General features: G+C 72.8%; 10 protein-coding genes. 8 read left to right on the top strand and 2 right to left on the bottom strand.

Annotation, left to right across the window (positions count from 1 at the left end; all coding sequences use genetic code 11):
• Positions 1-24 precede the first annotated feature (24 nt).
• Entirely contained in the window at positions 25-693 is a 669-nt protein-coding gene (locus ABZ154_RS21240; protein ID WP_356834849.1) for a TrmH family RNA methyltransferase, read from the top strand.
• Here ABZ154_RS21240 and paaN read toward each other — a convergent pair whose 3' ends face one another.
• Positions 694-2,394: a phenylacetic acid degradation protein PaaN gene (gene paaN, locus ABZ154_RS21235; RefSeq protein ID WP_356834798.1), complete on the bottom strand. Its 1,701-nt coding sequence runs from the start codon at positions 2,392-2,394 to the stop codon at positions 694-696.
• A gap of 123 nt (positions 2,395-2,517) precedes the next feature.
• Between paaN and ABZ154_RS21230 the strand changes: the two genes are divergently transcribed.
• Positions 2,518-3,114 carry a TetR/AcrR family transcriptional regulator gene (locus ABZ154_RS21230; protein ID WP_073875101.1) on the top strand — a complete coding sequence of 199 codons (597 nt, stop codon included), beginning with the start codon at positions 2,518-2,520 and terminating at the stop codon, positions 3,112-3,114.
• Positions 3,115-3,129: 15 nt separating this feature from the next.
• Here the strand turns inward: ABZ154_RS21230 and ABZ154_RS21225 are convergent, their stop codons facing one another.
• The gene (locus ABZ154_RS21225) at positions 3,130-3,720 is read right to left on the bottom strand and encodes an Lrp/AsnC family transcriptional regulator (protein ID WP_356834847.1); all 591 of its coding nucleotides are present in this window, start codon (positions 3,718-3,720) and stop codon (positions 3,130-3,132) included.
• Positions 3,721-3,974: 254 nt separating this feature from the next.
• On the opposite strand from ABZ154_RS21225, the gene pdhA reads away from it, so the two are divergent.
• The 6 genes from pdhA (at position 3,975) to ABZ154_RS21195 (ending at position 11,247) form a co-directional block, all read left to right on the top strand.
• Positions 3,975-5,132, top strand: coding sequence for a pyruvate dehydrogenase (acetyl-transferring) E1 component subunit alpha (pdhA, locus tag ABZ154_RS21220; RefSeq protein ID WP_356834795.1), 1,158 nt, complete (start codon positions 3,975-3,977; stop codon positions 5,130-5,132).
• Positions 5,129-6,160 carry an alpha-ketoacid dehydrogenase subunit beta gene (locus ABZ154_RS21215; protein WP_073875095.1) on the top strand — a complete coding sequence of 344 codons (1,032 nt, stop codon included), beginning with the start codon at positions 5,129-5,131 and terminating at the stop codon, positions 6,158-6,160. The genes pdhA and ABZ154_RS21215 overlap by 4 nt, the downstream gene beginning before the upstream one ends.
• Positions 6,160-7,611: a dihydrolipoamide acetyltransferase family protein gene (locus ABZ154_RS21210; RefSeq protein ID WP_356834792.1), complete on the top strand. Its 1,452-nt coding sequence runs from the start codon at positions 6,160-6,162 to the stop codon at positions 7,609-7,611. The genes ABZ154_RS21215 and ABZ154_RS21210 overlap by 1 nt, the downstream gene beginning before the upstream one ends.
• A 113-nt stretch (positions 7,612-7,724) precedes the next feature.
• Positions 7,725-8,624, top strand: coding sequence for an NTP transferase domain-containing protein (locus tag ABZ154_RS21205; RefSeq protein ID WP_356834790.1), 900 nt, complete (start codon positions 7,725-7,727; stop codon positions 8,622-8,624).
• Positions 8,621-10,141, top strand: coding sequence for a molybdopterin molybdotransferase MoeA (locus ABZ154_RS21200; protein ID WP_356834788.1), 1,521 nt, complete (start codon positions 8,621-8,623; stop codon positions 10,139-10,141). The genes ABZ154_RS21205 and ABZ154_RS21200 overlap by 4 nt, the downstream gene beginning before the upstream one ends.
• Positions 10,099-11,247 carry a potassium channel family protein gene (locus tag ABZ154_RS21195; RefSeq protein ID WP_356834786.1) on the top strand — a complete coding sequence of 383 codons (1,149 nt, stop codon included), beginning with the start codon at positions 10,099-10,101 and terminating at the stop codon, positions 11,245-11,247. Before ABZ154_RS21200 ends, ABZ154_RS21195 begins: the two co-directional genes overlap by 43 nt.
• Positions 11,248-11,282 lie beyond the last annotated feature (35 nt).

Raw genomic sequence — 11,282 nt, 5'->3', positions numbered from 1 at the left:
GGCAGTACCCCAGAGCCCGCACCCGTGGACCCCGTCCCGGCGGATCCCCTCCAGTACGACGACGGCTACGGGCAGGAGATCGGCGTCGGGCCGCACCCGCTGCCCTGGCCCGAAGGCGAGCGCTACGACCCCGAGCTGCTGGCCCACGGCGACCGGCGCAACGTCGGTGACGCGTACCGCTACTGGACGCGGGAGGCGATCGTCGCCGATCTCGACCTGCGGCGGCACGACTTCCACGTGGCCGTGGAGAACTGGGGCCACGACTTCAACATCGGCTCGGTCGTGCGGACCGCCAACGCCTTCCTGGCGAAGGAGATCCACATCGTGGGCCGGCGGCGCTGGAACCGGCGAGGCGCCATGGTCACCGACCGCTACCAGCATGTGCGCCACCACCCGGACACGGCGGACCTGACCGCGTGGGCGGCCGCCGAGGGGCTGCCGATCATCGGGATCGACAACCTCCCCGGCGCCGTACCGCTGGAGCGGACCGAGCTGCCGCGCCGATGCGTGCTGCTGTTCGGGCAGGAGGGGCCCGGCCTGACCGAGGAGGCGCGCAAGCACGCCTCGATGGTGTGCTCGATCGCCCAGTTCGGCTCGACCCGGTCCATCAACGCGGGGGCCGCGGCGGCGATCGCGATGCACGCGTGGGTGCAGCGTCACGCCGATGTTCCCGACCCCCAGGACGCCCACTAGCTACGCCTGGCGGCGCACTTCGACCACCCGGAAGCGGTTGGCGACGAAGGCCGCGTCGCACAGGGCGGCGTTGGCCGCCGGGTTGCCGCCCGAGCCGTGGAAGTCGGAGAACGCGGCCGTCTGGTTGACGTAGACCCCGCCGGTCAGGTTCAGCGAGAGCTGGGCCGACTCGTCCAGGCAGACATCCTCGATCGCCCGCTCCACCTCGGCGGAGGTGGTGTAGGCGCCGACGGTCATGGCGCCCTTCTCGCGGATCGTGCGGCGCAGGAGCTCCAGGGCGGCGGACGTCGACTCGACCGCCACGGCGAAGGAGACCGGACCGAAGCACTCCGAGAGGTACGCCGCGTCCTCGTCGGTCTTGGTGCCGTCGAGCTTGACGACGACCGGCGTACGGACGACGGCGTCGGGGAATTCGGCGTTGGCGACCGTACGGGAGGGCAGGGCCACCTCGCCCAGCTCACCGGCCGCCTCCAGCCGGGCCTTGACGTCCGGGTTGACCAGGGCGCCGAGCAGGGCCGCAGCGCGGGCGTCGTCGCCGAGGAGCTTGGTGACGGCCGCCGCGATGTCGGCGACCACCTCGTCGTACGACTTGGCGCCGTCGTCCGTGGTGATGCCGTCCCGGGGGATCAGCAGGTTCTGCGGGGTGGTGCACATCTGCCCGCTGTAGAGCGAGAGGGAGAACGCCAGGTTGGCGAGCATGCCCCGGTAGTCGTCGGTGGAGTCGACGACGATCGTGTTGACGCCGGCCTTCTCCGTATAGACCTGAGCCTGGCGGGCGTTGGCCTCCAGCCAGTCGCCGAAGGCGGTGGAGCCGGTGTAGTCGATGATCCGGATCTCGGGGCGGACCGCGAGGGCCTTGGCGATGCCCTCGCCCGGCCGCTCGGCGGCGAGCGCGACCAGGTTGGCGTCGAAGCCCGCCTCGGTGAGCACCTCACGGGTGATGCGGACGGTGAGCGCGAGCGGCAGCACGGCCCTGGGGTGCGGCTTCACCAGCACGGGGTTGCCGGTGGCGAGCGAGGCGAACAGGCCAGGGTAGCCGTTCCAGGTGGGGAAGGTGTTGCAGCCGATGAGCAGCGAGATCCCGCGGCCGGCCGTGGTGAACGACTTGCTCAGCTTCAGCGGATCGCGCTTGCCCTGCGGCTTGGACCAGTCCGCGGTCCGCGGCGTGCGGACCTGCTCCTGATAGGCGTACGCGACGGCTTCCAGACCGCGGTCCTGCGCGTGCGGGCCGCCCGCCTGGAACGCCATCATGAAGGCCTGGCCGCTCGTGTGCATCACGGCGTGGGCCAGTTCGTGGGTGCGGGCGCTGATCCGCGCCAGGATCTCCAGGCAGACCAGGGCCCGGGTCTCGGGACCCGCCGCGCGCCAGGCGGCCGTGCCGGCCTTCATCGCCGGGAGCAGGACGTCCAGGTCGGCGTGCGGATACTCGACGCCGAGCTCCGGGCCGTACGGCGAGGTCTCCCCGCCCGTCCAGCCGTCGGTGCCCGGCTGGCCGAGGTCGAGCCGGGTGTTCAGCACCGCGTCGAACGCGGCCCTGCCCTCGGCCGCCCCGAGACTGCCCGGGGCGCCGCCCTCGCCGTACGCCTTCGGGTGCTCGGGGTGCGGGGACCAGTACGCGCGCGTACCGATCGTGTCGAGGGCCTGGTCGAGCGTGGGCCGGTGGGTCTCGGACAGCTGCTGGGGGGTGAGCGCGGCGGCCATGGCGGACCAACTCCTCATCGAGCCGGGCGGGGACGTACGGACGGAGTTAGAGTAACCGAACGATCGGTCGGGACAAGGGGCCCCAGGGAACCTGTGGACAACTGATGGGGGAGGATCGCGGACATGACCACGGCCAAGCGGGACACGTACACCCCGGAGACTCTGCTCACCGTCGCTGTTCGTGTCTTCAACGAGCGAGGCTACGACGGCACCTCCATGGAGCATCTCTCCAGGGCGGCGGGCATCTCCAAGTCCTCCATCTACCACCATGTGGCGGGCAAGGAGGAGCTGCTGCGCCGGGCCGTGAGCCGGGCGCTCGACGGGCTCTTCGCCATCCTCGACGAGCCGGGGGCGGTGCGCGGGCGCGCGATCGAGCGCGTCGAGTACGTCACGCGCCGGACCGTCGAGGTTCTGATGGCGGAGGTCCCCTACGTCACCCTGCTGCTGCGGGTGCGCGGCAACACGAAGACGGAGCGCTGGGCGCTGGAGCGGCGGCGCGAGTTCGACCAGCGGGTGGCGGAGCTGCTGAAGGCCGCGGTGGCCGACGGGGATCTCCGGGCCGATGTGGACATACGGCTGGCCACCCGGCTGCTCTTCGGCATGGTCAACTCGCTGGTCGAGTGGTACCGGCCGCAGCCGGGCGGCTTCCCGGGCGAGGAGCAGCTCGCCGACACGGTCGTCCAGCTCGCCTTCGAGGGCATGCGGGCGACCGGTCGCTGAAGCTGCCCGGGGTGGTCAGGCCAGCTCGGCCGGGCGGTCCGGGCGCGGGCCGAGGTCCGTCTCCTCGAACACCAGCAGGGTGCGCGTCGACAGCACCTCGGGGATGGACTGGATCCGCGTGAGGACCAGCTCGCGCAGCGCCCGGTTGTCCGGCGTGTGCACCAGCAGCAGGACGTCGAAGTCGCCGCTGACCAGCGCGATGTGCGTGGCTCCTGGCAGCGCCTGGAGCTGCTCGCGCACGGTGCGCCAGGAATTCTGCACGATCTTGAGCGTGATGTACGCCGATGCGCCCTGCCCGGCCCGCTCGTGGTCGACGCGCGCGCCGAAACCGCGGATCACGCCGTCCTCGACCAGCCGGTTGATCCGGGCGTAGGCGTTGGCGCGCGAGACATGGACCCGCTCGGCCACCGACCGTATGGAGGCGCGGCCGTCCGTCTGGAGGATGCGCAGGATGTCGCGGTCGATGGCGTCCAGCGGACGCGCGGGCGGGGGCGTGGGGGACGCCGGGCCCGCTGACGGGGGCGGTGCCGGGGGCGCGGCGGCCGGGGCCGTCGAGGGCCTGGCCGAGGCCACGGTCCGGCGGGGGTCCTCGCCTCTGTCGGCCATTTGTTCAGCTGCCATCTGCCCGCGCCTCCCTGTCGTGGACGACCTGCCTCTATCCCAGGCTGCGGAGAACCGTTTGTCCACAGGCTGAGGGTGCCTGTAGCCAAAATGCGCTCGCGACCGAACAATCGGTAGGTGAGGCACACCACACCGGTGCCTCGCGGGCTCCGCGACATCCTCGCGACATCTCTTGCCATCACCACACATATCGACACCCTCGATCTCTCGATCTCCACCGATGCCTGGAGGTGCTTTCCATGACGGTCCAAGAGCTGCCCGGCGCGGCCACCTACCGGCCCACGCCGCCCCCGGCCTGGAAGCCGATCACCGACCCCGCCCCGCTGCTCCCGGACCCGGAGCCCTACCGGGTACTCGGTACGGACGCGGTCGCCGACGTCGACCCCGAGCTGCTGCTCCGCCTCCACGCCGAGCTGGTCCGCGGCCGCAGGTACAACACGCAGGCCACCGCGCTGACCAAGCAGGGCCGGCTGGCGGTCTACCCCTCCAGCACCGGCCAGGAGGCGTGCGAGATCGCCGCCGCCCTGGTGCTGGAGGAGCAGGACTGGCTCTTCCCCAGCTACCGGGACACACTGGCGGCCGTGGCGCGCGGACTCGACCCGGTCGAGGCGCTGACCCTGCTGCGCGGCGACCGGCACACCGGCTACGACCCGCGTGAGCACCGCATCGCCCCGCTCTGCACCCCGCTCGCCACCCAGCTGCCGCACGCCGTGGGCCTGGCGCACGCGGCCCGGCTCAAGGGGGACGACGTCGTCGCGCTCGCCATGGTCGGCGACGGCGGCACCAGCGAGGGCGACTTCCACGAGGCGCTGAACTTCGCCGCCGTCTGGAAGGCCCCGGTCGTCTTCCTCGTGCAGAACAACGGCTTCGCCATCTCCGTACCGCTGGCCAAGCAGACGGCCGCCCCATCCCTCGCGCACAAGGCCGTGGGATACGGGATGCCGGGCCGCCTGGTCGACGGCAACGACGCGGCCGCCGTGCACCAGGTGCTGAGTGAGGCCGTGGCCCGGGCCCGGCGCGGCGAGGGCCCGACGCTGATCGAGGCCGTCACCTACCGCATGGAAGCCCACACCAACGCCGACGACGCCACCCGCTACCGGGGCGACAGCGAGGTCGAGGCCTGGCGGGCGCACGACCCGGTCCAGCTCATCGAGCGCGAGCTGACCGGCCGCGGGCTGCTGGACGACGAGGGCATCGAGCGGGCGAAGGAAGCGGCCGAGCGTATGGCCGCCACGCTGCGCGACCGGATGAACGCCGATCCGGAGCTGGCGCCGATGGACCTTTTCACCCATGTCTACGCCGAGCAGACCAGCCAGCTCCGCGAGCAGGCCGCCGCCCTGAGCGCCGAGCTGGACGCCGAGCAGGACCACGAGCACAGCGCGGAGGAAAGCCGATGACCACCGCGGCGACGAAAGCCGGCGGACGTACGGCGAAGGCGAAACCGGCCACCATGGCGCAGGCCCTCGGGCGGGCGCTGCGCGACTCGATGGCCGAGGACCCGACCGTGCACGTGCTCGGCGAGGACGTCGGCACCCTGGGCGGGGTCTTCCGGATCACCGACGGGCTGGCCAAGGAGTTCGGCGACGACCGGTGCACCGACACCCCGCTGGCCGAGGCGGGCATCCTCGGGGCGGCCGTCGGTATGGCGATGTACGGGCTGCGGCCCGTGGTGGAGATGCAGTTCGACGCCTTCGCCTACCCGGCGTTCGAGCAGCTGATGAGCCATGTCGCCAAGATGCGCAACCGTACCGGGGGAGCCATGCCTCTCCCCATCACCGTGCGCGTGCCCTACGGGGGCGGGATCGGCGGGGTCGAGCACCACAGCGACTCCTCCGAGGCGTACTACATGGCCACGCCAGGCCTCCACGTCGTCACGCCGGCCACGGTGGACGACGCGTACGGCCTGCTGCGCGCCTCCATCGCCTCGGACGACCCCGTGGTCTTCCTGGAGCCCAAGCGGCTCTACTGGTCCAAGGCCGACTGGTCGCCCGAGGCCCCGGCCGCCGTCGAGCCGATCGGCAAGGCAGTGGTCCGCCGGACCGGGCGCAGCGCCACACTGATCACGTACGGGCCGTCCCTGCCGGTCTGCATGGAGGCCGCCGAGGCAGCCGTCGCGGAGGGATGGGACCTCGAAGTCGTGGACCTGCGCTCACTGGTGCCGTTCGACGACGAGACGGTCGCCGCCTCGGTGCGGCGCACCGGCCGTGCGGTCGTCGTCCACGAGTCCCCCGGTTTCGGGGGCCCCGGGGGCGAGATCGCCGCCCGGATCACCGAGCGGTGCTTCCACCACCTGGAGGCCCCGGTGCTGCGGGTGGCCGGCTTCGACATTCCTTACCCGCCGCCCATGCTGGAGCGGCACCATCTGCCGGGAGTGGACCGGGTTCTCGACGCGGTGGCCCGGTTGCAGTGGGAGGCGGACAGCTGATGGCCCAGGTCCTCGAATTCAAGCTGCCGGACCTCGGCGAGGGTCTGACCGAGGCGGAGATCGTGCGCTGGCTGGTGGAGGTCGGCGATGTCGTCGCCATCGACCAGCCCGTCGTCGAGGTCGAGACGGCCAAGGCGATGGTGGAGGTTCCCTGTCCCTACGGGGGTGTGGTGACCGCCCGGTTCGGCGAGGAGGGTTCCGAACTCCCGGTCGGCGCGCCGCTGCTGACGGTCGCGGTCGGCGCGACGGGCGGCTCTTCAGCTTCTGGGGGGGATGACGGGGCTGCCGCCGAGGAGCCTTCCGCCGCCTCCGGGTCCGGGGCCGCGTCCGCGTCCGGTTCCGGGAGCGCGTCCGGTTCCGGGAACGTGCTCGTGGGGTACGGGACCGGCGCGCCGGCCGCCCGGCGTCGGCGCATCCGGCCGGAGCGGAACACCGCCCCTGCTCAGCCCGTGTTCGCCGTCCCGGCTCCGGTGGCTGCCCCGCCCGCTCCCGCGCCGGTCGCGGCCGGTGAGGTGAACGGCCGGCGAGGGCCCGTGGCGGTGGTCTCCCCGCTCGTACGCCGACTGGCCCGGCAGCACGAGATCGACCTGCGGCGGCTGACGGGATCGGGGCCCGACGGGCTGATCCTGCGGGCCGACGTGGATTCCGCGATCCGGCAGGCCGGGGAGGCGACGGAGGCGGCGACGCATACGGCTGCCGAGCCGGCTGTGGCGGATGTGAGAACGGTCCAGGCGGGCGCGGCAGCACCGGTCGCCGAGCGGATTCCGCTGCGCGGGGTGCGCGGCGCGGTCGCCGACAAGCTGTCGCGCAGCCGGAGCGAGATCCCGGACGCCACCTGCTGGGTGGACACGGACGCCACCGAGCTGATGGCCGCCAGGGCCGCGATGAACGCCGCGTCGGGCCCGTCCGGCGGACCCAAGGTGCCGGTCCTGGCCCTGCTGGCGAGGATCTGCACGGCGGCGCTGAAGCGGTATCCGGAGCTCAACTCCACCGTGGACACGGCCGCGCGGGAGATCGTGCGTCTGCCCGCAGTGCACCTCGGCTTCGCGGCGCAGACGGAGCGAGGGCTCGTCGTCCCGGTCGTCCGGGACGCGCACACCCGCAACGCCGAGTCGGTCGGGGCCGAGATCGCCCGGCTGACCGAGCTGGCGCGGACCGGGAAGCTCAGTCCGGCCCAGCTGACGGGCGGCACGTTCACGCTGAACAACTACGGGGTGTTCGGGGTCGACGGCTCGACGCCGATCATCAACCACCCGGAAGCGGCGATGCTCGGCGTCGGCCGGATCATGCCCAAGCCCTGGGTGCACAACGGCGAGCTGGCCGTGCGTCAGGTCGTGCAGCTCTCGCTCACCTTCGACCACCGGGTGTGCGACGGCGGAACGGCCGGGGGGTTCCTCCGGTACGTGGCGGACTGCGTGGAGCAGCCCGCGGTGCTCCTGCGCACCCTGTAGGGGCTCCGGTTCTCCCGGAGGGCCTGTTGTGGCGCGGACGCCCTCTCCGGGCCCGGCTTTGTGGGGCCACCCCGGAGGGGGCGTCGGCCACCGGCGCCGCCCATACTCGACCTATGACCGCCTACGACGTGATCGTCCTGGCCGGCGGGGCCGCGAAGCGGCTCGGCGGCGCCGACAAGCCCGCTGTACGGGTCGGCGGCCGCGCGCTGCTCGACCGGGTGCTGGCAGCCTGCTCCGGCGCGCGCACCACCGTGGTGGTCGGCGGCCGCAGGCCCACCTCCCGGCCCGTCACCTGGACACGTGAAGTCCCCCACGGCGGCGGCCCGTTGGCGGCACTGGGCGCGGGGGTACGGCTGACGACGGCGGAGCGGGTTCTCGTCCTCTCCGCCGACCTTCCGCTCCTGGGCCCCGCCGCGGTCGAGGCACTGCTCGCCGCCGCCGGCGAGGACGGCCGGGAGGGCGCGCTGTGCACCGATCCTGACGGCCGTGACCAGCCGCTCGTCGCCGTCTACCGGGGAGAGCCGCTCCGCCGCGAGCTGGCCCTCATCGCGACTGAGCACGGCGGCCTGGCCGGGTTGCCGCTCCGGCTGCTGACCGGCGAGCTGGATCTCGCCCGGGTCGATGCCGGGCCGCACGCCGCGTTCGACTGCGACACTTGGGACGACATCGCCGCCGCCCGCGCCCGGATCAGGGAGCATGGGGCCGTGCTGGACGAATGGATCACCTCGGTCAAGAACGAACTGGGAATCGAACTCGACGTCGACACCGATGTCCTGCTCGACCTCGCCCGCGACGCCGCGCACGGCGTCGCACGGCCCGCCGCACCGCTCACGACCTTCCTGGTCGGGTACGCGGCGGCCAGGGCGAGCGCCGGCGCGGGGCCGGAGGAAGCCGCGGCGGCGGTCGCCGAGGCCGCCCGCAGGGCCACCGCACTCGCCCTGCACTGGGAGGCCGAGGACGCGGCGAAAGGGACCCTGCCGGAGGCGACCGACGAACAGGCCGGAACACCATGACCCTTGACGACGCAGAAGAGCTGGCCGTCGAACAGGCCCTGGCGCTGGTCGGCGGCCGGAACCACGCGCGTGACCGAGCTGACGATCAGGCGCGTGAGCGAGCCGGTGATCACGCGCGTGACCGAGCTGGCGATGACGCGCGTGACCGAGCTGACGATGACGCGCGTGACCGAGCCGACGATCAGGCGGGCGATCAGGTGCCGCACAACCAGAACCCGGGTAAGCCCGCCGACCCCCGTCCCACCCCGTGTTCGACACCCTCCACTTCCGCCTCCCGCGCCCCGGCTCTCCCCTGGGACCGCGCGCGGGCCGTCGCCGCGCGGGCCGGGCGGGGCGGTCCGCTCGCCGTGGTCCGGCTGCCGCTCGACCGCGCCCTGGGCCATGTGCTCGCCGAGCCCCTCGCGGCGCTCACCGATCTGCCGTCCTTCGACACCTCGGCCATGGACGGCTGGGCCGTCGCCGGGCCCGGCCCCTGGACGTACGAGGAGGGCGTGAGCCTGCTCGCAGGGGGCGGAGAGAGCCCCACCGCCCGCCTCCCCGACGGCACCGCCGTACGCATCGCCACCGGAGCCCGTACCCCCGCCGACACCACCGCGGTCATCCGCGGTGAGCACGCCCACGTCGACGAGGCCAGAGGGCTGCTCTCCACCCGGCGGCCCGTCGGCACCGGCCAGGACATCCGCCCGCGGGGCCAGGAGTGCCGCTCGGGCGACCAGTTGGTTCCGGCCGGCACGGTGGTCACCCCGGCGGTGCTGGGTCTCGCCGCGGCCGCCGGGTACGACGCCCTCCCCGCCGTCCCCCGCCCCCGCGTCGAGGTCCTCGTCCTCGGTGACGAACTCCTCGCCGCGGGACTTCCGCACGACGGCCTGATCCGCGACGCCCTCGGCCCCATGCTCGGCCCCTGGCTCCGGGCCCTGGGTGCCGAGGTCTCCGGCCCCCGCCGCCTCGGGGACGACGCCGAGGCCCTGCGCGAGGCCCTCACCTCCTCCGACGCCGACCTGATCGTCACCACCGGCGGGACCGCCTCGGGCCCGGTCGACCATGTGCACCCGGTCCTGGCCGCCCTCGGCGCCGAGCTGCTCGTGGACGGCGTCACGGTGCGCCCCGGCCATCCCATGCTCCTCGCGCGGCTCTCCCCGGAAGGGCCCTGCCTGGTCGGTCTGCCCGGTAATCCGCTCGCGGCCGTGTCCGGGCTCCTGACCCTCGCCGAACCGCTCCTCGCGGGGCTCGCGGGGCGCCCGACCCAGGACGCGTACCGGGCGCTCGTCCACGCCGATGTGCCCGGGCATCCGCACCACACCCGCCTGGTCCCCGTGGTCCACCGCGCGGGCCGTGCGGGCGGCCGGGACCATGTGGCGCCCCTGCGGTACAACGGGCCCGCCATGCTGCGCGGGATCGCCGCGGCGGACGGGTTGGCCGTCGTACCGGCCGGCGGGGTACGGTCCGGCACCGAGGTGGAGATTCTGGATCTCCCATGGGCCCCGGCGACGCCGTGGACAGAAGGGTGTTTCACGTGAAACTTCCCGGCCACGACGCCATGGCCAGGCAGGCCGACGAGCATGTCGTCCCGACGCGAGTGATGCTTCCCCGCCGGGTCATCGACCGTCCGGCGCGGCAGGTGGGCAAGCGGCTGCTGATGGCGCTGCTCGTGCTGGCCACGACGGTGCTGATCGTCTGGCTCGACCGCGACGGGTACAACGACAACGCCGACGGCAAGGTCGACCTGCTGGACGCGGTCTACTACGCGACGGTCACCCTCTCCACCACCGGGTACGGCGACATCACTCCGGTGAGAGACGGAGCCCGGCTGCTCAACGTGGTGCTGGTGACACCGCTGCGCGTGATTTTCCTGATCATTCTGGTCGGTACCACTCTCGAAGTCCTCACGGAACGGACCCGCGAGGACTTCCGGCTGAAGCGTTGGAGATCCAACTTGCGTGACCACACCGTCGTCGTCGGCTTCGGGACCAAGGGCCGTTCGGCGATCCAGACCCTTCGCGCAACCGGCCTGGCGAAGGAGCAGATCGTCATCGTCGATCCGGCGTCAAAGGTGATCGATGCCGCCAATGCCGAGGGCTATACCGGCGTCGTGGGTGATGCCACCCGCAGCGATGTCCTCCTGCGTGCCGAGCTCCAGAAGGCCCGTCAGATCATCATCGCCACCCAGCGCGACGACACCGCCGTTCTCGTCGCGCTGACCGCGCGTCAGCTGAACCGCGGAGCGAAGATCGTGGCAGCGGTCCGCGAGGAGGAGAACGCGCCCCTGCTGCGGCAGTCCGGTGCCGACGCCGTGATCACCAGCGCCAGCGCCGCCGGACGGCTGCTCGGTCTCTCCGTCCTCAGCCCGAGCGCGGGCACGGTGATGGAGGACCTGATCCAGCAGGGCAGCGGCCTCGATCTCATCGAACGGCCGGTGATAAAGGCCGAGGTGGGCAAGAGCGTCCGGGAGACCGACGACCTGGTGGTCAGCGTGTTGCGTGGGCACCGGCTGCTCGGTTACGACGATCCGGCGGCCAGCCCGTTGCAGCTGACGGACCGGGTCATCACCATCGTGCGCGCCACCGCTCCGCCGGGTGCCGGCCCTTCCCTGCCCCATCTGCAGCTGCCGCCGCACCGCTCCTGACCCCGGAAACGGGCAGGCGGCCGGCGGCGGGAGTA

This window comes from Streptomyces sp. NPDC006261 (genome assembly GCF_040613515.1).
Classification (GTDB): domain Bacteria; phylum Actinomycetota; class Actinomycetes; order Streptomycetales; family Streptomycetaceae; genus Streptomyces.
The sequence above is the reverse complement of the archived record's forward strand: the minus strand, read 5'-3'. Positions and strand labels throughout refer to the sequence as shown.